We start from the raw sequence: 25,721 nt of genomic DNA, 5'->3' as shown, positions 1-25,721 counted from the left end.
AGGTTCTGATCATCCGAGCAGCGAACGGCACATCGAGCGATATTCGCTCACGTATCCTCCGCCGAAGAACACGCAGTGCCCGGCGATCGGATACAGACGCCACAGCGTCATGCGCTCCTCCCATCCGGCCTTGAGCGGATGCACGGACTGGTAGCCGTCGAGGATGTCACGCAGATAGGTCATGCCGAACAGACCCAGCATGGCGAGATCCTCCTCGCGGTGCCCGCCGTGTGCCGCCGGGTCGATGAGCACCGCCTCGCTGTATCCACGATCCGCGGTCCACATCACGTTGCCGCTCCACAGGTCGCCGTGCACACGCGCCGGCTTGTCGTTCGCGGCGCGCCCCAGCAGATCGGGCAGCGCATCGATGACGCGTTCGGTCAGTTCCATGTCATGCCTGTCGAGTTCGCCACGGCGCATGCCGAGCTCGACCATCGGCAGAAGCCGCCCCTCGGCGAAGTAGGTGGCGGGGTCGTCCCACGTGCCGGTGTCCATCGGCACCGGGTCCTGCAGCGGTCCGAAGTAGCAGGTGCCTTCGTAGCCGGCCGGAGCCGAACCGAAGTGTGGTGCGCCGGCGTCATGCATCCGAGCCAGCGCCGCGCCGAAGTCGTGCGCGGCCTTGACGGTCGGCATCGCCGAATGCACGCGTTCGATGTCGAGATGGTCGTCACCCCAGCCGATCACCTTGACGACCCGGGGGCCGCCCTGCTCCATCGCCTCGCCGAGCCATTGCAGTCCCCTGCCCTCGCATTCGAAGAATCCCTTCGGACTGAAGGCCCTGCTTTTGCGATACGTGTCCATGACGACTCCTTTCAATGCTGCTGTTACGCTTCTCCATGGCCGCGCAGTGCGTGACGACGACCATGCCGCGTTCCGCATTCCACGATAGTCGGCTCCAATGTGTGCTTTGTGCAAGATATCCACATATACCCCCCGTCGTGAGCGTGGTCTTAGCCCCCAATGAGTACAGTGGACAACGCAATTGACGATTTGCCCGAAGATCATAGAAGGTAAGTAAAGGGATATGAATTTCTTTCAGGCGATTTTCCTCGGTCTCGTCCAGGCGTTGACCGAATATCTGCCGGTCTCCTCCAGCGCGCACATCCGCATCATCGGAGATCTGATGATCGGCTCCGATCCGGGCGCCGCATTCACCGCCATCATCCAGATCGGCACCGAGCTGGCCGTGATTCTGTACTACCGCCGTGACATCATCCGCATTCTCGGCGCATGGTTCGGTTCGCTGTTCGGCAAGGAGGGCACGGATCTCAAATCGCGTCTGGGCGCCAAGAACCCGGATACGCAGATGGGCTGGTTCATCATCATCGGCACCATGCCGATCCTGATCGCGGGCCTGCTGTTCAAGGACGTCATCGAGACCACGCTGCGTAACCTGTGGATCACAGTGACCGTGCTCGCCGTGTTCGGCGTGCTGCTGTGGATCTTCGATTCGCGCGCCAAGCAGGTCAAGTCGATGAGCCAGATGACCGTCAAGGACGCCATCATCTTCGGCGTGGGCCAGATGCTCGCCCTGATCCCCGGCGTCTCCCGCTCCGGCGGCACCATCACCTTCGGCCGTGCGATGGGCTACACCCGCGAGGCGGCCGTGCGTGTGAGCTTCCTGATGGCCATTCCGGCCGTGTTCGGCGCGGGCATCCTCGAGTCCGTCTCCGCGATCAAGGACGTGAACGAGTGCGCCGCAACCAAGGCCGCCGACGCGTGCGCGGCGATCGGTGGCGCGGCCTGGCCGGGCTGGGGTCCGACGATCGCCGCGACGATCGTGGCGTTCTTCGTCGGCTACATCGTGATCATCGGCTTCCTGAAGTTCGTCTCGACGTTCTCCTACAGGGCATTCGCGATCTACCGCATCGGTCTGGCCGTCGTGGTGGCGATTCTGCTGCTGACCGGCGTACTGCCGGCGATCGATCCGTCCGTTGCCGGATGACGACGTTCACCGCCGGACATGACCGGCGGTGAACCATGCTTTCATGAGTGAGGGCCGCATCCCGTTGCGCAATGCGCGCGGGGATGCGGCCCTCACTCGTTATCGTCCGGAATCGTCAGAATCGCTTTAGCTCAGCTCAAGGCGTCCTTCAGCTTCGAGAAGAAACCCTTCTTGCCGGAGGCGCCGCCGGTGGCGGGACGCGAGCTCTGCGCCACATGGGTGGCGCCGTTGTCGTGCGAGGAGGCGAAGCGTTCGATCAGGTCGCGTTCCTCGTCGGACAGCTTGGTGGGGATCTCCACGGCGATATGGGCGACAAGATCGCCACGCTCGCCCTGCTCGCGCATGCGGGCCACGCCCAGACCCTTCAGGGTGACGGTGTCCTCGGGCTGGCATCCGGCGGGCACGGAGACGGTCTGCGGCCCGTCGAAGGTCTCGATCTCGAGATCATGGCCGAGCACGGCCCAGCTCATCGGTACACGCACCCAGCAGTGCAGGTCGTCGCCGTCGCGGGTGAACTCCTTGTTCGCCTTGATGCGGATGTCGACGTAGAGGTCGCCGGCCGCGCCGCCGCCCTCGCCGACCTCGCCCTGATTGGCCAGACGGATGCGGGATTCGTCGCGGATGCCGGCGGGCACCTTGACGCCTACGTTGCGCGTGACGCGCACACGACCGTGGCCCATGCACGAGGGGCACGGCTTGGAGATGATGTCCCCGTGGCCCTCGCAGCGCTCGCACGGCGCGGAGGTCATCATCTGGCCGAGCATCGTGCGCACGACCTTCTGCCTGAAGCCGCTGCCGTGGCAGTCGGGGCACGTCGTGGGCTTGGAGCCGTCGGCCGATCCGGTGCCGGAGCAGTCGGGGCACAGACCGAACGTGGTGATGCGCACCTGTTCGGTGCCACCGAACACCGCGGTCTTCAGATCGATGGACATGCTGGCGAGCGCGTCGCGTCCGGGTTGGGTGCGCGGCGTCGGCCCCTGTGCGCCGCCTCCGAACGCGCCGCCGAAGAACGTGCTGAACACGTCGCCCATGTCGCCGAAGCCGGCCTGTCCGAAGCCGGATGCCGCGGCGTTGGGATCGTTCGGGTCGACGCCGGAATCGTACATGCGCCGCTTGTCGGGGTCACGCAGCACCTCGTAGGCGTTGTTGACCTCCTTGAACTTGTCCTCGAACTCGGGTCCGGCGATGTCTGGATGGTATTTGCGACTCATCTTGCGATAGGCCTTCTTGATTTCCTCTTCGCTCGCGGTGCGTTCGACTCCCAGCACCTCGTAGTAATCTGCCACGGTTCGTTTGGTCCTTTATTCTGGTTGGTTGCTAGCGGGTTATTGTGTCACAAGGCTCGGTCAGAGGCTCGGTCAGGAGGCCGGTTCGCCGTCCGTTCCGTTCGGCCGTCCGGATGATGCGGATGGTGCGGATCGGGATGGGTCGTCCCCGGATCCGTCGGCGGGCTCGTCGCCGCCGAGGAAGGCGGTGAGGTATCGGGCCACCGCGCGCACGGCGGCGATGGTGGCGGCGTAGTCCATGTGGGTTGGGCCGATCGAGCCGACGAACGCGACCGGTTCGCCGGATTCGTTTCGTACCGGCTCAAGTGCGGATGGCTCCGATTCGGCGTGGCCGTATCCGCCGGAGACGACCGCGGCGTGCAGCAGTCCCGGGGTGTGGGTCTCGGATCCGATGGCGACGCCGACGCCGTCGGCCCCGTCGGCGCGCGCGCTCTGCTCGCTCAGCGCGCTCATGAGCTTCATGAGGACGACCTGTTCCTCCAATGCGTCGAAGAGCGGCGCGAGGTCGGCCATCGTGCGCCGGTGCGCGAGCCTGGAGGCGCCGGACATGTACAGTTCGCTGGCGCGTTCATCGTCGGACATCGAAGTGAACGCTCCGGCCAGTTCCTCGGCCAGCGGGGCGAGGTCGCGGAAGCGCGCGTCCCTGGCGAGCGCGCGCACCATCTGGGCGGCGGCGAGCAGTGACGAACCGGAGCATCCGGCGTTGATCGCGTCGGTGAGGTCGTTGAGGGCGCCGGTCGGGGGCATGGTCGTGACGGCAAGCGTGTGCTGGGCGACGCGTCCGGTGTCGGTGATGACTACGGCGAGGAGCGTGCTCATGGCCACGGGCACCAGTTCGACATGGCGCAGCGTGGCGCGGGCGAGCGACGGCGATGCGACGACGGCCACCTGTCCGGTGATCTGCGAGAGCAGTCGTGCGGCCCGCTGCAGGGTGTCCTGCAGGCTTGCCGATCCGGACAAGAAGCTGTCGATGCCGCGCCGCTGCGCCTTGGACAGAGGCACGACGGTGGCGAGCCGGTCCACGAAGTATCGGTATCCCTTCTCGGTGGGGACGCGGCCGGCCGAGGTGTGCGGCTGGATCAGATAGCCCTCGTCCTCGAGCGCGGCCATGTCGTTGCGCACGGTGGCCGAGCTCACCCCGAGATCGTGCTGTTTGGTCAACGCCCCCGATCCGACCGGCTCCTGGGAACGGATGTAGTCCTCGACGACGGCGCGCAGGACCAGCATGCGCCTCGATTGAGGCATGCGCACCTCCTTCAGATACGGCCCGATGGGCAGCGGTCCGCGCCCGCCGGACAAACGTTCATCAACAATTCATCTCGCTTCATGCAATGCGGCCTCCGGCGTCGACACGCCGTCGAAAATGGCCTTTTCGCACGTATTCATTGTATTAGCACTCCTATATGTCGAGTGCTAACGCGTTCGTCGGCAGCGAAGTGGCACATTCTGTGAACGCTAACGGAACAGAAGCTACCAAAACACGCCAAAATCACACCACTACGTCGTGAAATGACGGTAACATAGGCATCGCAATGTGAGGGCGTCTTGCGCTCGGCACAAGCCGGATACGCGGCCCGACCAATTGGAAGGAAAGTAATCCATGACCGAATTCAAGGAGACCGAACTGGACGAACGCGCCATCAAGATGGCGAAGGTCCTGTCGGCCGACGCGGTTGAGAAGGCCGGTTCCGGCCACCCCGGTTCCCCCATCTCCCTGGCGCCCGTCGCCTACACCCTGTACCAGCACTTCATCAAGCATGATCCGAACGATCCCAACTGGGAAGGCCGCGATCGCTTCATCCTTTCGGGCGGTCACGCATCCCTCACCCAGTACGTTCAGCTGTACTTCTCCGGCTACGGCGTGACCCTGGACGACCTCAAGCACTTCCGCGGCGGCGCGGACACCCGCACCCCGGGCCACCCGGAGTACGGTCTGACCCCGGGCATCGAGATGACCACCGGCCCGCTGGGCCAGGGCTTCGCCTCCGCCATCGGCTTCGCCTACGGCGAGCGCTTCCAGCGCGGCCTGCTCGACCCGAACACCCCGAAGGAAGAGTCCCCCTTCTACCACAAGATCTGGGCGATCTGCGGTGAGGGCGACATCGAGGAGGGCATCTCCGGCGAGGCCGCCTCGCTGGCCGCCAACCAGAAGCTCGGCAACCTGACCGTGATCTTCGACGCCAACCGCATCCAGATCGAGGGCGACACCAACCTGGTGCTGGCCGAGGACGTGCTCAAGCGCTTCCAGGCCTACGGCTGGTACACCGACGAGTTCAGCTTCATCCAGCCCGATGGCTCCTACAAGGAGGACATCGAGGGCCTGGCCGACGTCATCGCCAAGGCCGAGGCCGCCGCTCCGGACCAGCCGAAGCTCATCAAGGTCCACTCCCTGATCGCCTGGCCGACCCCGGGCAAGACCAACGATCCGTCCTCCCACGGCTCCAAGCTGGGCGCCGAGGCCGTCGCCGGCCTCAAGAAGCTCCTCGGCTACGACCCGGAGGAGTCCTTCCACGTCGACGAGGAGGCCCTCGCCCACGCCCGCAAGGTCGCCGAGCGCGGCCTCGAGGCCCACAAGGAATGGGACGAGAAGTTCGACGCCTGGCGCAAGGCCAACCCGGACAAGGCCGCCCTGTACGACCGTCTGAAGGCCGGCGAGCTGCCGGAGGGCTTCGACAAGGCCATCGATGATCTCGAGGCCACCTTCGAGGTCGGCAAGGGCGTCGCCACCCGTGGCGCCTCCGGCTCCGTCCTCAACGCCATCGCGGCCGTCATGCCGGAACTGTGGGGCGGCTCCGCCGACCTCGGCGGCTCCAACAAGACCGACCTCAAGGGCGCCGCCACCTTCGCCCCGGCCGAGTGCGCCACCGCTCAGTGGCCGAACTGCAACGAGTTCGGTCGCCAGCTGCACTTCGGCGTGCGCGAGTTCACCATGGGCTGCATCACCAACGGCATCCTGCTGGGCTCCCACACCCGTCCGTTCGGCGGCACCTTCTTCATGTTCTCCGACTACGAGCGCTCCGCCGTCCGTCTGGCCGCCCTCATGGAGATCCCGAACCTGTACATCTGGTCCCACGACTCCGTCGCCGTCGGCGAGGATGGCCCGACCCACCAGCCGATCGAGCACCTGGCCTCCTTCCGCGCCATCCCGCAGCTCGAGGTCATCCGCCCGGCGGACGCCTTCGAGACCGCCGAGGCCTACCGTTACTTCTTCGAGAAGAAGAACACGCTGCCGGGCGCCATGGTGCTGACCCGTCAGGGCGTGCCGGTGCTCGCCGAGACCGCCGCCAAGGCCAAGGACGGTGTCCGCAAGGCGCCTACGTCCTGGTCGACACCGAGGGCACCCCGGACGTCATCCTTCTGGCCTCCGGTTCCGAGGTCCAGTGGGCCGTGGCCGCCGCCAAGACCCTGGCCGACGAGGGCGTCAAGGCCCGCGTCGTCTCCGTGCCGTCCATGGAGTGGTTCGAGGAGCAGGACGCCGAGTACAAGGAGGCCGTGCTTCCGGCCGCCGTCAAGGCCCGCGTCTCCGTCGAGGCCGGCGTGGCGATGCCGTGGTACAAGTACCTCGGCTCCTACGGCAAGCCCGTCTCCATCGAGCAGTTCGGCCTGCAGGGCAACGGCGCGCAGAACATGATCGACCTCGGCATCACCGCCGAGCACGTGGTCGAGGCCGCCAAGGCCTCCATCGCGGAAGTCGAAGCCGCCAAGTGACCCGTCGATCGGTGGCCTTCGGCACGCCATAGCGGCCGTGCCGAAGGCCACCGATCCGCCCACCAACAATAGATTTCGAAGTTTGATCCAATAAGGTATCAAGGAGAAAATAAATGACTGAAGCAACTCAGCGCACGTCCGACAACGGCGTTTCCATCTGGCTGGACGATCTGTCCCGCTCCCGCATCGAGTCCGGCTCCCTGCAGGACCTCATCGCCAACAAGAACGTGGTCGGCGTCACCACCAACCCGTCCATCTTCCAGAAGGCCCTGAGCCAGGTCGGTCCGTACGACGCGCAGCTCAAGGAGCTGGGCAAGGTCGACGTCGAGACCGCCGTGCGTGAGCTCACCACCACCGATGTGCGCAACGCCACCGACATCTTCCGTGAGATCGCCGAGAAGACCGACTTCGTCGACGGCCGCGTCTCCATCGAGGTCGACCCGCGTCTGGCCCACGACACCGAGAACACCGCCAAGCAGGCTGTTGAGCTGTGGGAGAAGGTCAACCGTCCGAACGCGATGATCAAGATCCCGGCGACCCTCGAGGGCCTGCCGGCCATCACCGCCACCCTGGCCAAGGGCATCTCCGTCAACGTCACCCTGATCTTCTCGCTCGAGCGCTACGAGCAGGTCATCGACGCCTACATCGAGGGCATCGCCCAGGCTGCCGCCAACGGCCACGACCTCAAGCACATCGGCTCCGTCGCCTCCTTCTTCGTCTCCCGCGTGGACACCGCGGTCGACAAGCTGCTCGAAGCCAACGGCTCCGATGAGGCCAAGGCCCTCGAGGGCAAGGCCGCCGTCGCCAACGCTCGCCTCGCCTACGAGCTGTTCGAGAAGAAGTTCGCCGAGGATCCGCGCTGGGCCGAGCTGGCCGCCAAGGGCGCCAAGGTCCAGCGTCCGCTGTGGGCCTCCACCGGCACCAAGAACCCGGCCTACTCCGACTGCAAGTACGTCGACGAGCTGGTCGCCCCGCACATCGTCAACACGATGCCGGAGAAGACCCTGAACGCTCTGGCCGACCACGGCAACGGCGCTCCGTCCATCGAGGGCACCTACGAGGAGTCCCACGCCATCATCAACAAGCTGGCTGAGCTGGGCATCAACCTCAAGGACGTCACCGACAAGCTCGAGGCCGACGGTGTCGCCGCCTTCATCAAGTCCTGGGACTCCGTCCTCGCCGACGTCCAGTCCGGCATCGACCGCGTCAACGCCTGAGATCCTCTCGGTCGCACATCGCGCGTCCACATATCGGCTGAATAGCTGAACCATTGAGGCTTCCGACCCCACGGGTCGGGAGCCTCAATGCGTATGGTGGAGTATGGTGGATTCGCGCGAATCGCAGCGAGCCGCGCGAATCCAAGAAAAACAGAGAGGACGATGCTCCATGCCATTGAACACGCAACTGAACGCACGCCAGCGACTGGTGATGACCTTCACGTTCTTCTCGATGTTCTTCGGAGCGGGCAACCTCATCTTCCCGCCGTTCGTGGGCGCGCAGGCGGGATCCGCCGCCCTGCCCGCGGCCGTCGGCTTCATCGTATCGGCGGTCGGACTGCCGATCCTCGGCGTGCTGGCCGTCACGTTCGCGGGCGGATTCGACGCGCTGGCCGGCCGGGTCTCCCCCAGATTCGCGCTGCTGCTGGGAATCGCCATCATCCTGACGATCGGACCGTGCTTCGCGATCCCGCGCACGGCGACCACCTCGTTCGAGATGATGGTCGCGCCGTACGTCGCATCCGACTCCAGATGGATCGCACAGCTTGTCTATTCGCTGGTGTTCTTCACATTGTCGTTCCTCTTCGCGCAGCATCCGGAGAAGCTCTCCAAGGTGCTGGGACGATTCATGGGACCGTTGCTGATCACGCTCATCGCCGTACTGTTCGTCGCCTGTCTCGTGCACGGCATCGGTCGGAACGTGGCACCGATCGGCGACTACACGTCCGGACAGCTGGCTCGCGGCTTCCTCGACGGCTATCAGACGATGGATCTGCTCGCCGCCCTGTACTTCGGCATCGTGATCTCGGCGAACATCCGTGCGCTGAGGATCGACGACGAACGGCAGGTGCAGATCGAGACCGCGTACGCGGGCGTCGGCACCGGCGTGCTGCTCATCCTCATCTACGGCGCGCTGAGCTACGTGGGCGTGGTCTCCGGCGCGATCACCGCAATCGACCCGTCCGGCGACACGGGCGCCACGGTGCTCACCAACCTCACCCAGTCGGTGTTCGGCACGGCAGGCACCGCGTTTCTTGGCATCGTGTTCGTCATCGCATGCCTCAACGTGTGCACCGGACTGATCTGCACGTGCGCCACGTACTTCCACACGAAGTTCCCCACCGTCGGCGGGCGCACGGTGAGCTACCGCACCTGGCAGCTGCTGTTCACCGTATTCAGCTTCGTCGTGTCGAACGCCGGACTGAGCCTCATCATCAAGGTGTCCGTGCCGGTGCTCTCCGCACTGTATCCGATCTCGATCGTGCTGGTGCTGCTGGCGCTCACGCATCGCATACTGGGTGCGCGTCTGCCGCGCGTGTACTTCTGGACCGTGCTGCTGGTCGGCATCGTGACGTTCGCCGGATGCGTATCCTCACTGGTCGCGGTGTTCGGCGGCTCGCTCCCCTGGCTGGATGCGACGCTGGCGCTGCTGCCGTTGCATGACGCCCAGCTCGGATGGGTGCTGCCGGCCGTGCTGGGCATCATCTGCGGCGTCGTCGACTCGCTGGTGCGGAAACAACGCCACTAGTGTCCGGACCGACTGGCCGATTCCAAGGGAGCCGGGACAACGATCAATGATCAATCGGCGACGGCTGCGGCGGCCTCGTTGATGCAGCGGATCGCGTTCAGCGTGCGCGGATAGCCGATGTAGGGCACCGTCTGCGAGACGACGGCGATGAGGAACGCCTTCTCGTTGCCGACGCGCAGATTGGCCTTCGCATGGGCGACGAGCTGGGGTTCGCAGCCGCCCTGCGCGGCGAGGAAGCACAGCGTGATCATCTCGCGGTGGCGCGTGTCGAGGCCGCCGCGCGTGTAGTAGTCGCCGAAGCAGTTGTCAGCCAGCCACTTGTTGATGTGACGGGTCTCCTCAGGGCCGGACGAGGCGAAACCGCGCATCCCCTCGCCGAAGATCTCGATCTGCGAGCGCTCGCCCGCCTCGGCGCGCGTCTCGGGCGTCGTGGTGGACTGTCCTTCGAGCGGCAGGGTGACGCCGCGGTCGGTCAGCACTTCGTTGACGATGTTGAGGAACGGCAGGACACGCCCGAATCCGAGGTAGGCGACGGCCTGGTAGACGATCTCCTTGACCTGGACGGGCGTCGCTCCCCCATCAAGTGCGACCGGCAGCATCGTGGCGAACGCGTCCGTGCCCTGGCACCCGATGAGCGTGGCGAGGATCGCCATCGAACGGGTGACGTCGTCGAGATCGGGGTGGTTGGCGCCCGGCTCGTGGATGACCTCGTCGTAGGCGAATCGGGTGAACAGGTCGATGAACTCCGGGTCGCACTGGCCGAGCGTCGGCTTGTTGTCGGCGAACAGACCACCCTTTCTGGTTCCGAACATAGGGTTCCTTTCCCTTGACATGCGTGGACGTATGACTCCCACCCTATGGACTTCAAGCGCTGAAGGTCAACGGTCGTCCAGCGTGTCGTTTGTCCGCACTGTTGCGGATACAATGCCCACGGCCCGAGTGCGACGGGCAGTGGAAGAGAACGAACGGACATGGGGAGGAGCCAAGCGGTCATGGACAGCGAACTGTTCGAGAGGGCGCCGATTCCGAAGGCGTATTTCAGTCTTGCGATGCCGGTGGTGCTGAGCATGCTGGTCACGCTCGTGTACAACATGGTCGATACTTACTTCATCGCGCACACCGGCGACACGAACATGGTGGCAGGCGTCTCCCTGACCGCCCCGGTGTTCACGGTGATGATCGCACTGGGAGACATCTTCGGTCTCGGCGGCAGCTCGGTCATCTCCCGGCTGTTCGGCCAGCACCGGTTCGCCGACGGCAGGCGGCTGAGCGTGTTCTGCTTCTATGCGGCGGTTCTGACCGGCATCCTCATCGTGGTGCTGGGTCTCGTCTTCCGCGATCAGATGCTCACGCTGCTCGGCGCGACCAGCGATACGTGGGTGCCGGCGAGCGAGTTCTACACGCTGATCATCATCGGATCGCCGTTCATCATCGTGTCGATGACGCCGACGAACATGCTGCGCACCGAAGGCCATGCGGTGCAGTCGATGATCGGCTCGATCGCCGGCACCGCGATCAACGTGGTGCTCAATCCCCTGTTCATCCACGTGTTCGGCTGGGGTGCGGCCGGCTCCGCGGGAGCCACGGTGATCGCGAACATCCTCACCGACGCGTATTTCGTGTGGTTCCTGCTGAAGCGCAGCCCGAACCTGTCGATCGACCCGCGGCTCATGTTCCGCAAGGGCGATGCATCGCGCACGACGGCGGAGGAGACGGCGGAGAACTTGCCAACACCGACTCGCATGGCACCAGCGCGGGGCCGCCTCGACATCACCGGCGCCGAGGTGCGCGACATCCTCGTCATCGGCATTCCCTCGGCGATCACGAACCTCACGCAGAGCGTCGGCATCGTCATGATGAACCTGTTCCTGCTGCCCTACGGCACCGACGCGGTGGCGGCGATGGGCATCGCGCTCAAGATCGTGATGATCGCCGTGCTCGTGTTCGTCGGCTTCGCGTTCGGCGCACAGCCGCTCATCGGCTACAACTACGGCGCGCGGAACATGGTCAGGCTCGCCGGGATCATGCGGTTCGCGTACGCGTTCCTGTGCTCGTTCGCGCTGGTGATGACGGTGGCCTTAAGCGTCTTCGACCGTCAGCTCATGCGCTTCTTCATCGCCGACGAGACGATCATCACGCTCGGCGCGGGCATCCTGCGCGTGCAGCTGCTGAGCCTCGTGTGCGTGGCGATCGTCATGGTCACGACATGCACGTTCCAGTCGACCGGCAAGGCGCTGGGCGCGTTCCTGCTGTCGATCGGACGTCAGGGCGTGATCCTCGCCGTGACGCTGTTCATCGGATCGCGCGTGGCGGGCTATGACGGCGTGATCGCCGCGCAGGCGTTGGCCGATCTCGTGACGGCGATCCTGGCGGTGGTGCTGTTCGTGGTGATGCTGCCGGAGCTGCGCGGGGCGCGCAGGATCAGCTCTGCCAGTAGTAGCTGAAGAAGTCGGCGATCTTGGCGGTGGCGTCCTTGAGCACCTCGATGCGCGGCAGGTAGACGATGCGGAAATGGTCCGGCTCACCCCAGTTGAAGCCACCGCCGCGCGTGATGAGGATGCGCTGGTCGTGCAGCAGGTCGAGCGCGAACTGCTCGTCGTCGTGGATGTGGAACCGCTTCACGTCGATCTTCGGGAAGATGTAGAACGCGGCCTTCGGCTTGACGGCGGTCAGGCCGGGGATCGAGTTGATCGCGTTGTAGATGTACTCGCGCTGCTCGTAGAGACGGCCGCCGGGCACGATGTAGTCGTTGACGCTCTGGTGGCCGCCGAGCGCGGTCTGCACGATCGACTGGGCGGGCACGTTGGAGCAGATGCGCATGTTCGCGAGCATGTTGATGCCCTCGATGTAGTCGCGGGCGATGCGCTTGTTGCCGGAAAGCACCATCCAGCCGACACGGTAGCCGGCGATCATGTGCGACTTGGACAGGCCGGAGAACGTCACGCAGAACAGGTCGGGGGCGAGCGAGGCGATGGACGTGTGCTTCAGGCCGTCCATGACCAGGCGGTCGTAGATCTCGTCGGAGAAGATCATGAGATGGTGCTCGCGGGCGAGTTCGACGATCTGTTCGAGCACCTCCTTCGGGTAGAGTGCACCGGTCGGGTTGTTCGGGTTGATGAGCACGATGGCGACGGTGCGGTCGGTGATCTTCGCGCGCATGTCGTCGATGTCCGGATACCATTCGGAGGATTCGTCGCACACGTAGTGGACGGCGGTGCCGCCGGCGAGGTTCACGCAGGCGGTCCACAGCGGGTAGTCGGGGCTCGGGATGAGCACCTCGTCGCCGTCGTCGAGCAGCGCGGACATGCACAGGTTGATGAGCTCACTCACGCCGTTGCCGGTGTAGATGTCGTCGATGGTGACGTTCGGCAGGTTCTTGAGCTGCGCGTACTGCATGATGGCCTTGCGGGCGGAGAACAGGCCCTTGGACGGCGAGTAGCCCTCGGTCTCGGTCAGCTGGTGGGCCATGTCGTAGACGACCTCGTCCGGGGTGCGGAATCCGAACGGCGCAGGGTTGCCGATGTTGAGCTTGAGGATATGGGTGCCGTCGGCCTCCATGCGGGCCGCCTCGTCGACGACCGGGCCGCGCACGTCGTAGAGCACATGGTCGAGCTTGTGCGACTTGCCGAACGTGCGGCGACGCGGCGTCGAGGAGCTCGGCGAGGACGGCGATGCGGACGGAGATGCCGTCGAACCGTTCGATCCCGTCTCGGCGGACGCCATGGCGGCATCGTCGACCGGACGCACGGCGTGGGTCGGTTCGGGGAACGGTTCGACGATCGGATCGGTATCGGCCGTGGATTCGGGATCGATGGCGTCCCCGTCATCCACCAAGGAGGACGACGCGACTTCCGGACCAGGGGCCGCGCCGGCGTCGGACGAGACACCCAGATCCCCCCTGAGCCAGGCCGCATCCACCTTGAGCTCGCCGGCGAGGAAGTCGAGCACGTCCTCGCGGGGCATGGTCTTGCCGGCCACGTACTGGCTGATGTGGCTCTTACCCATCTTGACGCCGCTGCGTTCGGCGGCGTGGACGAGATCGATCTGCTTCATTCCCCTGTCGATCATCGCGTTGCGCAGACGGTCGGCGAACACCGTAGTGGTCATGGCTTCCTCCAAACCATAAAGTTCAATTTATATTGAACATTGGTTCAAAAGCTAGACCCAGTTCAAGACAAGTTCAATTTGATCCCGGCGTCATCTCACATCGTGAATTGAACTTTTGGGGATCGTATGGAATCACCGCGGTGACTGACCATTCGCCGGGGATCGCCTCGTTGCCACCGCCGCCCGCAACGACATCGATGGTCCCGCCCAGCGGGGCGAGCTCCCGTCGCAGTCGTTCCAGCCCGGTGCCGGCACCGTGGGTATCCTCCGCGTTCGCCACGTCGCAGGCCGTGACGATGACGCGATGCTCGTCGAACGCGACGTTCACGTCGTATCCGCCATCGGGCCTCGCATGACGGGCCATATTCGTGTACAGTTCGCGGATCAGCGCCATGAGAACGTCGGCGGCATCAGCGTGCAGGGCGCACGCGAAGCGGCACTCCACCGAGGAGCCGCCCTCGAAGCCCAGTATCCGCAGTCGGTCATCGAGTTCGGCCAGCAGGGCCGTGACGTCATGCTCCACTATGCGTTCGCCCATGTCGTCCTGAATGGAGTCCCGAGCATCGTCCCGAGCATCGGGATGCGCTGCCGCCGGAATCGTCTCCGACCTGTCATCGACGTTCCCCTCCATCATTACGATCACCTCATGAACCCGGTCCAGCGCCTCACGCGCCATCCGTTGAGACAGCGCAAGACGCTCACCCGTGATCCCATGGGGATCGGAGCGCATGCACTCGAGATCCGTGATGAGAAACGCCAGCTTGTTGGTCACATCATCATGCAGACGGGCCGCCATCCTGTGTCGCTCATCCCGTACCGTCATCTCGCTGGCGATGCGACGCTCCTCCGCGACCGCACGGATACGCTGTCCGCGCCAGCGTATCGTGGCCCCGATCAGCAGCAGCGCCATCGTCGCCGTCATCACGACGGACACGACCGGCACCGAGAACGGCGGAATTCCGTGGAGCCAGCCCCATCCCGCAGCGATCAGCACCGCGATTGCAGCCAAAAGCATATGCAAGCCGCCCGCGTAGCCCAGCATGAGCAGGGACAGTCCCGCAGCGGGCATCATCAGCGGCGGCATCCACGGCACCGAAACGGCATGCGCGCCGATAAGGGTCAGACCATCGTTGACGGCGTCCACGAACCCCGACGACAGCATGCCGGCGATCGACAGCACCAGCGTCATCCACGCTCCGACGGTCGGCAGCACCGCCATCAGCAGCACGCACGCCACGTACACGCCGCCGGTGAACGGCGCGGACGCCGGGTACACAGCATCGGTCCACATCAGTTCGCGAATGCACGAGATCATGACGGCGAGGCCGACCGCCACGGCCGAATATCGTCGCCAATGCCCTTCGAACCACTCCCAGCTCATGCTGTGCCTACCATAGGTGCCGTGTCAGGCACAGCGCGATCGCATGCGCGCGCGAACGCGCGCCGAGTTTGGCGATGCCGCGCTTCTCGAACGTGCGCACCGTCGACTCCTTGACCCCCATCAACGCCGCGATGTCGGCCGTGGAGGCCCCCGACGCATAGAGGCGCAGGGCGCGCAATTCGCTCGCGGACAGTTTCGCGGAGAAGAACAATCCACCCTCCCGAGGTGCGCGAGTCGAATCGGCGTGCGCGTTCATCGCGCGTTCCACGTCACGTTCCGCATCCTCGACATCGGGGAACGCCATGGCATCATACGCGGAGGATCGGCAACCGGCTCCCACTCCCCTGCCTTCAGCGGCCGAACGTATCGCCTCGCACAATCCCCGGAAATCGGTCTTCGACACCAGCGCCTGCGCCCCCGCGGCGGCCAGATCCCGCCTATACGGGCCCAGCGCGTACGACGTGACGCCGACGATGCCGATGCCCGCGTTGAGACGTCGGATCTTGGCGCACAGCTCCACGCCGCTCATCTCCTCCATAGCCATATCGACGACCAGCACCTGCGGACGCGTCGCGGAGGACAGGCATCGGCGCACTGCGACCGATCCGAGAGCGCACGTCCAGATCACCCGGAACCATGCGTCGGAGGATGCGATCACCGACCGCAACGCACCCAAGGCGAGCTCATCATTGTCGACGACGCCGATGCGGATGACGTCGGACGCACTCATCATCGCCGCTCCCATAGGGTCCTTCCCAGCAACGGCCGTGCACCGGCTCGGGACGACCACCACGACCAGCATACCGCCGCAGCCAGCACGATCAGCAGCACAGCGCGCAGCTTCGTCATCTGATTGATATCCCCGGGCAACGCGCTGAACCCGAAGAGACGCGTCTGCCAGCTTTCGCCACCTATCAGCAGTACGACCACGACCGCTCCCACCAATGCGCCATCCGCGCCGATGCAGGCGACCATCAGCATCGTCATGGCGGTCGCCGTGCCGACCAGCAGCGAACCGAACACCGACGTGTATGCGTCATCCACCGTAGGCGAGTACACGAACCTCAGCCACGGGACGGCGATCGCGTAGACCAGCATCGCGACGGACGCCATGGCGGAATCCAGCGCAATCGGCTTTCCGCCAAGCGCATCCACATGGGTCATGCAGGGGATAAACGCCCACGTCATGACGTGCGTGCATACCAGAAGCATCATGTCCGCCAGCGAGATCATGAGATGGCTTCCGGCCCCCTTGGAGGGGCCCAACACCAGCACGATATCCATCCATGGGCAAGCCGTCGCCAATCCCAATATCGCCGCCGCATAGACGGCCATCGCATGTCTGCCTTCCATCCACGTTCTCATGAGAAATCCTTCTCATTCAATGCGCACGACAGCACATCGGAACGATGAGCGTCATACCATGCCGCAAGATCGTAGGTATCGGCATCAGTATCGAACGAATCCGATCTGTCGGAGCCGGTATCCCGTGTTCGTCGCGATTCCTGTGTCTGAGACTGCATATAACGCTGCTTCCCCAAGCGAAGATATTCGTCGATATGCTCTCCCAAGGCGAAGGCCGACAGTCTGGAGAACATGCTGCCGTACTCATCGCAGGCGGGGCCGCCGGAAACGTAATCGATAAGGCTACCACGCAGATCCATCTCGAACGCATGTTTGGTTTCGACGATCGCATTGGTGGGTTGGATCACTTCGCCGGCATCCAGCATCCGCGGTTCGATTCCCGGCATCGACTTCAGATCCCGCCCTTCCAAACCCATACCGATGATGGTGATCGGGCCGAGAGGACCGAACGCATCGTACACATCATGAGCCGTCCCGAGATGAGTCGGCAACGTGTCCCTATAGCTTTCGGCGACGCACGCGGTGATGCGACCCTCCGTCGCACATACCGCGGACAGCCGATGGTCGATCGCGATGATGTTCGGCTGGAACGCCACGATGATGGCGGACAACGCCGCCGGAAGAGCAAGCCACGAATACGCTCGAAGATGCATTCCTTCCCGGCACCCATCCGACGCACGTACAACGACCACGACGATCAGACAGCAGAATACGACGAGGAACAGCGTAAGGCGCGATACCGCAACCCACGGATTGGCCTGCTCCCCTACAAAGGGAAAATCCAACTGCCAGATCGGGGCGACCGACAAAGCCGAGAAACCCGGAATCGTATTGCTCAGCACAATCGGCGCCATGATGACGATCTCACTGGCCGCAAGCGCGAACAGCGCACTGAGCGGGTGAACGACCATCATCGCGACCATGGCGCCGAACGCGGGCCATGCCGCCACATTGACCAGAGTCCCCGAAACGGCCAGCATATCGGGAGTTCCGTAGGACGCGTGCATTGCGGTGATGACGGTCAATGGCGCCATGCCGAGACAATAGGCGAACGCGTTGGCCAGACACGGCCATCCGAGCAGTTGGATGACGGCTCCCGCCTTCGGTCGGGAGGCGCAGGGTGGGGCGATCACCGACCGCACGTCGAATGATCTCGCGATCACGGCTCCCATGAAGGATCCCGCGGCCGCGGCTCCGATCTGCCCATCGCGGAAATGCGCCTGCCATCCGACCCATGTCGGCGGCGGCCACGCGATGAGAAACTCCGACATGACCGCAGCCGAGCATGCCGTCACAAGCATCATCATGACCAGTGGCCCCGTGGACAGTGGGAACCATGGCGCACGGTTACGATGATCCGTGACATTGTTCATCGCCGCGACTCCTGCCCCCGTGCCGATGAGCGCATGAGAGCGATGTAGGAAGACTCCAACTCCGACCCGCCGAATACGTCCTCCCGATCGGTCTGATGCGCTGTCATACCGTTGTTCCCGATGGCCGCGAACGACGTCAGATCACCGTCGAAGACCAGTCCGCCCTCGTTGAGGACCAGTACATGGGATGCGGATCCATGCAGCTCCTCGACCATGTGCGTGCTCATGATCACCATCGAGCGCCGGGCATACCGGCGGATCATCTCCCGGACGTGCACGCGCTGCATGGGATCTATGCCCACCGTCGGCTCGTCCAGAATCAGCAGGGATGGCCTGTGGGCGATCGCGCAGGCTAGACCAAGCCGTTGTCGCATGCCGCCGGACAGTTCCCTCGCCCGGGTATCCGTCTGCGAGGTGAGACCCATGTCACGTATGGCCGTTTCGGCGGCCTGCGCGCAGGATCGTCCGGGCACTCCGTGCGCCCATGCGGCATATTCCACATTGCGGCGCACGGAGGACCATTCAATGGCTTCGAAATCCTGCGGCAGATAGCCGATCGACGATCGAACGGTCTCCATCGCACTCGCCTTGGGATTGACGATCCGACCGTATGACACGGTTCCCGAACCGGGCGTCAGCAACGTCGAAAGGATGCCGATCAGCGTCGATTTTCCTGCTCCGTTCGGACCAAGCAGCACCGTCATCCCGATGCCGAGCCGGAACGACACATGATCCAAGGCGGTGCGACGACGCCCATAACGGTAGCTCACATCCTCGAACCTCACCGAATCGAATCGTCGCATACGATCATACTCACACATTCTTGAGATAATGTTGTTCACCTATAGGAATCAATTACAGGTAGTTTTTGCCGAAACCTTACTGCCACCTGTAGAACTAGAGACAAATGAAAAATATGTATGACCTTCCGTTGCCCATGAAGATAAATTCTTCGAATACTCATTCACGCGTCCGGGATCCGTTCTTGCGAGAATCTGATCATTGGCACCAGGCATATCGCGACGCAAAGAGCCATGGAACCAAACAACTTCATTCACGCACCCGGTCCGGCCAACCGTAGCGGTAAGCCTTTTCGCATTGCCATAATCAATTTTAGGCTTTGTGGCAATAAACCGGCATGTATTACTTACACCTTCAAGTTCCAAGGTCGAAGCCACAGCAGCAGGAATTATTGCAGCGGAAGAAATGGCACCAGCAGCGATAATTCCGATAACCGTCTTACGCATTGTGTTCATGATCAACTCCTTTGTAGTGCTGAACAATGCTCTTGTATTACACCACAAGACAGGAGTTCTGGACAAGGTCTTGTCCCCGACATGAGGACAGATTTGTGGCGCTATTGCTGTTTTCGTGGGCGGTTGTTTGCCGTTGAGCCATTGAGCCTCAGGAAAAAGGGCCCTTTCATTGCTGAAACGGCTTTCCAATACTCGATTTTTCGATCGGCCTGATTGTTCCCGCCGTTGTGTGCGCTTCCCCATGGTCCGTCTCGGCAACCCGCGGGGACTCAGCGCGGCCAAAGCCGATTCCGGCCCTGAGTCCCGCAAATCCGGGGGACTCAGCACGATTCCCCGCGATTGTCACGCCGAGTCCCCCGGCAACACCCGACCACCCCAACACCGGACCGGAAACGCCCCGCCAATACCACCGTAAACATTGGAATTCCAATGGTTTCTATTCCACGGCCGACAGGCGGCCGCGGGGATCGGCGTTCAAGCCGCGGGACTCAGCGACGGAACCGCCCGCAACCGTGCTGAGTCCCGCAAATCCGGGGGACTCAGCACGATTCCCCATGTTTTTCGTGCTGAATTCCCCGGGACAGGCAGAGCCGGCCAAGAAGATCAGACGACGCCGCCCCGACATCCTCGAGACGATCAAGCCGGCCGCTCGAACGCGAGGCTCGAGGCGCCCGACAACCGGATCATGGTCGGCCATCCGGATGGCCGACGGCTTTTCGCCACGTCTACAACCTCATCAGCCTCGTCATGCTCCGATGCGACGGCCTCGACATCCGGCTACCCCAACCAGCCAACCAACCCCACGAAAACAACAGAAGACTCAGATTTGTTCAGCGGGACTCAGTGCGGCCATGGCCGATTCTGCTCTTGAGTTCCGCGAATCCGAGGGACTCAGTGTGATTGCCGCGGTGATTGCCACGGTTTTTCGTGCTGAGTCCCACGGAACGTACGGATACAGACCGCTAGCCGAGCAGGTGGGCGTCGATCCACTGGGCGACGCCGTCGTCGTCGTTGGGAGGGCAGATCTGGTCGGCGATCCTCAAGACCTCGGGGTTGGCGTTGGCTACGGCGACGCCGATGCCGGAGGCGGTCATCATGTCGATGTCGATGAGGTCGTCACCGAAGCTCACGCTCGACTCGAGCGGCACGTCCATGCGCTCGCACAGGGTCTGGAGCGCATGACGCTTGTTGGCGAGCGGGTTCATGAGCATCCACATCGAGCCCTCGGAGATCGCCACGTCGAAGTCCGGCGGCACGAGTGTCTTCAAACGCGTCCACTGTTCGGGCTCGGGGAAGATGATGAGCTTGTCGGCCACGCCGTCGGGCACGTCGGTGAAGTCGGTGGGACGCCACGTCTGCGTCTTCCAGTAGACGCTCACGTCGAAGTTCGTGTACCGCACGTCGTCCATGACGATGCCGAGCTTCAGCCCCGGCATCTCCTCCAGCAGGAAGCGGCATACCTCGCAGGCGCGCGACGAGGGGAAGCCGATCTTCATGAGATGCCCGTCGGCCGGCATGACGCCCGAGGTGAGCATGTCGTAGTCGGATTTCGCGGGATCGAAGTCGATCAGCGCGCCGTTGAGGTAGATGCAGGCGTCCACGGGCAGTCTCTCGGCGTACTCGTAACCGGTGCTCACCGGGCGGGCCGTGGCGATCGCGAATCGGTATCCGGCGTCGTGCAGGCGCTCCACCGCCTCGACGGAACGGTCGGTGATGTAGCGCTGCTCGAACGTGGGCGCGCCGTGCAGGAGCGTGCCGTCGAGGTCGGCGACGATGAGCTTCGGCTGGGCGGTTACGGTAGTGGTCGTGGCGATGGCGGTCACAGCAGTCCCTCGCAGTAGGAGCGCACGATCTCGGCGGAACGGTGGAGCTTGGCGTGTTCCTCGTCGGTCAGGTCGAGTTGGACGATCTCGTTGGCGCCGTTGGCGCGCAGCTCGGTGGGCACGCCGAGGAAGACGTCATGCTCGCCGTATTCGCCGTCGAGCAGCGTGGAGACGGGCACGATGCGGCGTTCGTCCCACAGGATCGTCTGTACGATGCCGGCGACGGTGGAGGCGATGCCGAAGTTGGTGCCATGCTTGACGGCGACGATCTCATTGCCGCGCATGCGCGTCTTGCGCTCGATCTCCTCGGTGGAGACGGAGGAGAAGCGGCTCTGGTTGTCGGCGAGAAACCGGTCGAACGGCTTGCCGCCGAGCGCGACGGTGGACCATGCGGTGAACTGGGAGTCTCCGTGCTCGCCCATGACGAATCCGCCGACGTTGCGCGGGTCGAGACCGGTCTCCTCGCCGATGATGGTCTTGAGGCGGGATGTGTCGAGCGCGGTGCCGGTGCCGAGCACCTGCGTGCGGGGCAGTCCGGAGCGCTTCCACGCGTACCAAGCCATGACGTCGACCGGATTGGAGACCATGACGATCACGCCGTCGAAGCCGGAGGCCATGACATGGTCGACGACGTCGCCGACGAGGCCCACGGTGAAGCCGAGTTCGGCCAGGCGCGTGGAGTTGGCCGGAGGCTTGCGGCCGACGGTGATGACGACGATGTCGGCGTCGCGGCAGTCGGAGTAGTCGCCGGAGTGGACCCGGATGTGACGGTCCCAGAACTCGCTGCCGTCGTCGAGGTCGTGGCTCTCCCCCGACGCCTTGTCCGGATTGTGGTCGATGAGCACGAGCTCGTTGCACAGGCCGTGCGTGACGATGGCGAACGCGGCGGTGGAGCCGACCTGTCCTGTGCCGACGATGACGACCTTGTTGCGGTTCATGGTGACCATGGATTGTTCCTTTTCTCCTGTTGCGGGCGCGACCATTTTGAGCGTTTCCAGCGCATGCGGACGCATACGAATGCGACCCATGGCCGTTGGGTCATGGGTCGATTGCGGATATGCCCTTGTACGCCGTATGTATGTCCCTATGCGATACTCGGGGAGCTCGAGCCGAAGCCCGAATGGTTCATCGGATGGTTCAGATGAGGTTGAACTTGGTCATCAGACCCAAGGCGATGATGATCGCCACCCAGATGAGGGCGATGAAGACGGTCCAACGGTTCAGGTTCTTCTCGGCGACGCCGGAGGTGCCCGCGTTCTGGGTCAGGCCACCGCCGAACATGTCGGACAGGCCGCCGCCCTTGCCCTTGTGCATGAGGATGAGCAGGGTGAGCAGGCAGCTCAGGATGACGACGATGATTTCAAGGGCGATTTTGACAGCGGTCAAGGTGTGTATACCTCCGGGTTCTACTAATGCTGCGCCTAAGCATAGCGCAACGTGTTGAAAAACATGTGATGATCTGTGATGATCAGCGCACGGTCCGCTCGGTGAGACGGCAGATGCGGGCCAGCTCGTCCGCGTCGAGCGCGGCGCCGCCGATGAGGAAGCCGTCCACGTCCGGCTCGCCGATGAGCTCGACCGCGTTCTTCGAGCTGACGGAGCCGCCGTAGAGGATGCGCACGGTGTCGGCCACGTCGGCGCCGAACGTCGACCTCATGTCGCTCGGATGGCCTGAGCGGCGTCCTGCGCCGATTCGGGGGTGGCGACCATGCCGGTGCCGATCGCCCAGACCGGCTCGTAGGCGATGATGAGCTTGGCCGCCTCGTCCTCGTTGAGGTCCCGGGTCACGTCGTGGACCTGCCCGACGGCAAAGTCGAGCTCGATGCCCTGACGGCGCTCCTCGAAGCTTTCGCCGACGCACAGGATGGGCTGCATGCCGGCGGCGAGCACGGCACGCACCTGATCGACGATGTTGGCGTCGTCCTCGGGATGGTATTTGCGGCGTTCCGAGTGGCCGATGATGACGTACGAGCAGCCGAGGTGCGCGATCATGTCCGCGGAGATGTCGCCGGTGAACGCACCCTGGTTGGTGACGGATACGGATTGCGCGCCGTAGCGGATCCTGAGCTTGTCTGCCTCGACAAGCACCTGGACGCTGCGCAGCGACGTGAAGGAGGGGAACAGCGCCACTTCGACGGACCGGAAGTCGAAATGGGCGTCTCGCAGCAGCCATGCGAGCTTCTGCACGAAATAGGTGGCCTCGAGATGATCGAAGTTCATCTTCCAGTTGCCGGCCACCAGCGGGATGCGTTTGGACGCCATGGGTTTCCTTCCGTTGCGCGGGTTGCGATGATGCAGCACATCGCGCTGCATGTGGAGTGGTTGGGAAGCGGTGAGAACGTAAAGAGTAAGGGACGGCGAAAGACGCCGTCAAGCGAAAGGGGCGGCCTGACGCCGCCCCTTCCTCACGAAATCGTGATGACTACTCGAGCACCTTCAGGCCCGGGAGCTCCTTGCCCTCGAGGAACTCGAGGGAGGCGCCGCCACCGGTGGAGATGTGCGAGAAGCCGTCCTCCGGGAAGCCGAGGTTACGCACCGCGGAGGCGGAGTCGCCGCCACCGACGATGGTGAAGGCACCAGCGGCGGTCGCGTCGACCAGACCCTGGGCAACGGCCTTGGTGCCGTCCGCGAACGCGGCGATCTCGAACACGCCCATCGGGCCGTTCCACACGACGGTCTTGGAGTCGACGATCTTGTCGTGGAACAGCTTCTGGGAGTCCGGGCCGATATCGAGGCCCATCTTGTCGGCCGGGATGGCGTCAGCGGGGACGACCTCCGGGGCGACCGGGGTGTCACCGGCCGGGAAGCCGGGGTTCACGACGATGTCGGTCGGCAGCACGAGCTCGACGCCGTTCTTCTCGGCGGTCTCGATGTAGCCCTTGACCTTGTCGAGCTGGTCCTCCTCGAGCAGGGAGGTGCCGACCTCGTAGCCCTTGGCCTTGAGGAAGGTGAAGACCATGCCGCCGCCGATGACGAGACGGTTGGCCTTGTCGAGCAGGTTCTCGATGACGCCGAGCTTGTCGGAGACCTTGGAGCCGCCGAGCACGACGGTGAACGGGCGCTCCGGGTTCTCGGTGGCCTTGGACAGGGCCTTGACTTCCTTCTCGACCAGCAGGCCGGCGGCGGCCGGCAGATCGGCGGCCACGTCGTAGTCGGAGCCCTGGGCACGGTGCACGACGCCGAAGCCGTCGGAGACGAAGACCTCGCCGAGGGCGGCGATCTTCTTGGCGTACGGGGCGCGCACGGCCGGGTCCTTGCTGGTCTCCTCCGGGTTGAAGCGCACGTTCTCGAGCAGGACGACGTCACCGTCGTTCATCGCGGCGACCTTGGCCTGGGCGTCCTCGCCGTAGGTATCCTTGGCCAGCGGGACCTCGATGCCGAGCAGCTCGCCCAGACGCTTGGCAACCGGGGCCAGGGACAGCTCCGGGACGACCTTGCCCTTCGGACGGCCGAGGTGGGCCATCAGGATGACCTTGGCGCCTTCCTCGCGCAGGGTCTTGATCGTCGGCAGGGCGGCCTTGATACGACCGTCGTCGGTGATCGTGGTGCCGTCCAGCGGGACGTTGAAATCGGCGCGCATCAGAACGCGCTTGCCCTTGAGATCTCCAAGATCCTTGAGTGTCTTCATGTGTATCCTTTCTGAACCGCTCGCGCGGGAAAGTGGCGAGTTCTTGCCACTTCGCATAATACAACAGGCCTGCCGCGGACGGCAGGCCTGACACATGTTTTTTGACAAACGTTTCCGTGTGTTCGCGATCAGGAACGCGACTTGGCGGTCTTCTCCGCGAGCTGAAGCAGCCTGCGGATGCGGCCGGCGATGGCGTCCTTCGAGATCGGCGGCTCGGCGAGACGTCCGAGCTCCTCGAGGCTCGCGTCGCCGTGCTCCAGACGCAGCTTGCCCGCGGCCAGAAGATTGTCGGGCACCTCGACGCCGGCCTCCTCGAACAGTTCGAACGCCTTGCGCACCTTCTCGCACGCCTCGGCAGCGGCCTTGGCGGACCGACGCATGTTGGCGTCGTCGAAGTTGGCCAGTCGATTGGCCTTGGATCGGGTCTCCCCGTCGGTGCGCTTGCCGGTCCACTCGCGTGCGGAGCGCAGCGCGCCCAGCGAGTTGAGCATGCGTTCGATCGAATCGGGGTCGGTGAGCGTGACGCGGTACGACTTGCTCAGCTGACGCGGCTTGGCGGTGATGCCGAGCCTGCGAGCGAGACCCGCCAGCGCCATGGCGGCCTCGTTGCCCGGGCAGATGATCTCCATGTACGGGTTCTTGCCCAGATCGGACAGGATGCCCTTGGCCATGAACGCGCCTCGCCATGCGGCGCGGACCTGGGCGATCTTGCCCTGCACGATCTTGACGGGAAGGCCGCGCACCGCCTTGTTGCGATCGATCAGGCCAGTGGCCACCGCAAGGTTCACGGCACCGCGCTCGACCTTGACGACATGGTACTGGTGCGTCCCCTTGGGCGTGGTGCGGCTCGACGTGATGAGCCGTGCCTCGAGGTTGTACAGGTCCTCGATGTTCCTTTGCAGCCATTGTGCGGCGATCAGCGAATCGAATGTGGCGAGCATGACGATCTGCTTCTGGGCATTGTTCGTGAAGCCGCCGGCGAAGCGGATCATGGCGGTCACCTGCGCCTTGCGCGCATCCGCCTTCTCATCCTCCAACGCCGCCAGCTCGCTTTTCACATCATCCAGAAGAGCCAAGAGCCAACCTCCTAAGTCTCGTCCCTCT

The 25,721-nt window shown here is 64.0% G+C and carries 20 protein-coding genes and 2 pseudogenes; 5 read left to right on the top strand and 17 right to left on the bottom strand.

What is annotated here, in order from left to right; genetic code table 11:
* Nucleotides 1–9: 9 nt before the first annotated feature.
* The gene (locus BCAL_RS01370; RefSeq protein ID WP_043163742.1) at nucleotides 10–801 is read right to left on the bottom strand and encodes a fructosamine kinase family protein; all 792 of its coding nucleotides are present in this window, start codon (nucleotides 799–801) and stop codon (nucleotides 10–12) included.
* Nucleotides 802–1,024: 223 nt separating this feature from the next.
* Here BCAL_RS01370 and BCAL_RS01365 point away from each other — a divergent pair, with 223 nt between their 5' ends.
* Nucleotides 1,025–1,945: an undecaprenyl-diphosphate phosphatase gene (locus BCAL_RS01365; RefSeq protein WP_043163741.1), complete on the top strand. Its 921-nt coding sequence runs from the start codon at nucleotides 1,025–1,027 to the stop codon at nucleotides 1,943–1,945.
* 131 nt (nucleotides 1,946–2,076) lie between these two features.
* On the opposite strand, the gene dnaJ is transcribed toward BCAL_RS01365, so the two are convergent.
* Both dnaJ and hrcA read right to left on the bottom strand, forming a co-directional pair.
* Nucleotides 2,077–3,231: a molecular chaperone DnaJ gene (dnaJ, locus tag BCAL_RS01360; protein WP_043163740.1), complete on the bottom strand. Its 1,155-nt coding sequence runs from the start codon at nucleotides 3,229–3,231 to the stop codon at nucleotides 2,077–2,079.
* A 72-nt stretch (nucleotides 3,232–3,303) separates the two neighbouring features.
* Nucleotides 3,304–4,476: a heat-inducible transcriptional repressor HrcA gene (hrcA, locus tag BCAL_RS01355; RefSeq protein WP_081887169.1), complete on the bottom strand. Its 1,173-nt coding sequence runs from the start codon at nucleotides 4,474–4,476 to the stop codon at nucleotides 3,304–3,306.
* A 351-nt stretch (nucleotides 4,477–4,827) separates the two neighbouring features.
* On the opposite strand from hrcA, the pseudogene tkt reads away from it, so the two are divergent.
* The 3 genes and pseudogenes from tkt to brnQ all read left to right on the top strand — a co-directional run bounded on the left by tkt (nucleotide 4,828) and on the right by brnQ (nucleotide 9,684).
* Nucleotides 4,828–6,939 (top strand): annotated as a pseudogene (gene tkt, locus BCAL_RS01350) (transketolase).
* Between the two features lie 113 nt (nucleotides 6,940–7,052).
* Entirely contained in the window at nucleotides 7,053–8,156 is a 1,104-nt protein-coding gene (gene tal, locus BCAL_RS01345) for a transaldolase (RefSeq protein ID WP_043163737.1), read from the top strand.
* 169 nt (nucleotides 8,157–8,325) lie between these two features.
* Nucleotides 8,326–9,684 carry a branched-chain amino acid transport system II carrier protein gene (gene brnQ, locus BCAL_RS01340; RefSeq protein WP_043163736.1) on the top strand — a complete coding sequence of 453 codons (1,359 nt, stop codon included), beginning with the start codon at nucleotides 8,326–8,328 and terminating at the stop codon, nucleotides 9,682–9,684.
* A 50-nt stretch (nucleotides 9,685–9,734) separates the two neighbouring features.
* On the opposite strand, the gene BCAL_RS01335 is transcribed toward brnQ, so the two are convergent.
* On the bottom strand, nucleotides 9,735–10,496 hold the full coding sequence (locus tag BCAL_RS01335) for a carboxymuconolactone decarboxylase family protein (protein ID WP_043163734.1): 762 nt from the start codon (nucleotides 10,494–10,496) through the stop codon (nucleotides 9,735–9,737).
* Nucleotides 10,497–10,676: 180 nt separating this feature from the next.
* On the opposite strand from BCAL_RS01335, the gene BCAL_RS01330 reads away from it, so the two are divergent.
* The gene (locus BCAL_RS01330; RefSeq protein WP_043163733.1) at nucleotides 10,677–12,128 is read left to right on the top strand and encodes an MATE family efflux transporter; all 1,452 of its coding nucleotides are present in this window, start codon (nucleotides 10,677–10,679) and stop codon (nucleotides 12,126–12,128) included.
* Here the strand turns inward: BCAL_RS01330 and BCAL_RS01325 are convergent.
* The 13 genes and pseudogenes from BCAL_RS01325 to whiA form a co-directional block, all read right to left on the bottom strand.
* Nucleotides 12,106–13,791, bottom strand: coding sequence for an aminotransferase class I/II-fold pyridoxal phosphate-dependent enzyme (locus BCAL_RS01325; protein ID WP_152600275.1), 1,686 nt, complete (start codon nucleotides 13,789–13,791; stop codon nucleotides 12,106–12,108). The two genes, BCAL_RS01330 and BCAL_RS01325, sit on opposite strands and share 23 nt — an antisense overlap.
* Before the next feature lie 73 nt (nucleotides 13,792–13,864).
* Nucleotides 13,865–15,019 carry a sensor histidine kinase gene (locus BCAL_RS01320; RefSeq protein ID WP_204368060.1) on the bottom strand — a complete coding sequence of 385 codons (1,155 nt, stop codon included), beginning with the start codon at nucleotides 15,017–15,019 and terminating at the stop codon, nucleotides 13,865–13,867.
* Between the two features lie 160 nt (nucleotides 15,020–15,179).
* On the bottom strand, nucleotides 15,180–15,905 hold the full coding sequence (locus BCAL_RS01315; RefSeq protein WP_238549576.1) for a response regulator transcription factor: 726 nt from the start codon (nucleotides 15,903–15,905) through the stop codon (nucleotides 15,180–15,182).
* Nucleotides 15,902–16,537, bottom strand: coding sequence for a hypothetical protein (locus BCAL_RS12040; RefSeq protein ID WP_052118927.1), 636 nt, complete (start codon nucleotides 16,535–16,537; stop codon nucleotides 15,902–15,904). Before BCAL_RS12040 ends, BCAL_RS01315 begins: the two co-directional genes overlap by 4 nt.
* Entirely contained in the window at nucleotides 16,534–17,910 is a 1,377-nt protein-coding gene (locus BCAL_RS01305) for a hypothetical protein (RefSeq protein WP_043163723.1), read from the bottom strand. The genes BCAL_RS12040 and BCAL_RS01305 overlap by 4 nt, the downstream gene beginning before the upstream one ends.
* Complete coding sequence (locus tag BCAL_RS01300) at nucleotides 17,907–18,713, bottom strand: ABC transporter ATP-binding protein (RefSeq protein ID WP_043163721.1); 807 nt, start codon at nucleotides 18,711–18,713, stop codon at nucleotides 17,907–17,909. The genes BCAL_RS01305 and BCAL_RS01300 overlap by 4 nt, the downstream gene beginning before the upstream one ends.
* A 48-nt stretch (nucleotides 18,714–18,761) precedes the next feature.
* Nucleotides 18,762–19,166: a hypothetical protein gene (locus BCAL_RS13020; protein ID WP_152600273.1), complete on the bottom strand. Its 405-nt coding sequence runs from the start codon at nucleotides 19,164–19,166 to the stop codon at nucleotides 18,762–18,764.
* Nucleotides 19,167–20,128: 962 nt separating this feature from the next.
* Complete coding sequence (locus tag BCAL_RS01295) at nucleotides 20,129–20,980, bottom strand: HAD family hydrolase (protein ID WP_043163922.1); 852 nt, start codon at nucleotides 20,978–20,980, stop codon at nucleotides 20,129–20,131.
* Between the two features lie 5 nt (nucleotides 20,981–20,985).
* Nucleotides 20,986–21,936 carry an L-lactate dehydrogenase gene (locus BCAL_RS01290; RefSeq protein ID WP_043163719.1) on the bottom strand — a complete coding sequence of 317 codons (951 nt, stop codon included), beginning with the start codon at nucleotides 21,934–21,936 and terminating at the stop codon, nucleotides 20,986–20,988.
* A gap of 190 nt (nucleotides 21,937–22,126) precedes the next feature.
* Complete coding sequence (gene secG, locus BCAL_RS01285; protein WP_043163717.1) at nucleotides 22,127–22,375, bottom strand: preprotein translocase subunit SecG; 249 nt, start codon at nucleotides 22,373–22,375, stop codon at nucleotides 22,127–22,129.
* A gap of 82 nt (nucleotides 22,376–22,457) precedes the next feature.
* Nucleotides 22,458–23,251, bottom strand: a pseudogene (gene tpiA / locus BCAL_RS01280) (triose-phosphate isomerase).
* 160 nt (nucleotides 23,252–23,411) lie between these two features.
* Nucleotides 23,412–24,617: a phosphoglycerate kinase gene (locus BCAL_RS01275; protein WP_043163713.1), complete on the bottom strand. Its 1,206-nt coding sequence runs from the start codon at nucleotides 24,615–24,617 to the stop codon at nucleotides 23,412–23,414.
* A gap of 128 nt (nucleotides 24,618–24,745) precedes the next feature.
* Entirely contained in the window at nucleotides 24,746–25,693 is a 948-nt protein-coding gene (whiA, locus tag BCAL_RS01270; RefSeq protein WP_043163711.1) for a DNA-binding protein WhiA, read from the bottom strand.
* Nucleotides 25,694–25,721 lie beyond the last annotated feature (28 nt).

This window comes from Bifidobacterium callitrichos DSM 23973 (assembly GCF_000741175.1).
Classification (GTDB): Bacteria; Actinomycetota; Actinomycetes; order Actinomycetales; family Bifidobacteriaceae; genus Bifidobacterium; species Bifidobacterium callitrichos.
The sequence above is the reverse complement of the archived record's forward strand: the minus strand, read 5'-3'. Positions and strand labels throughout refer to the sequence as shown.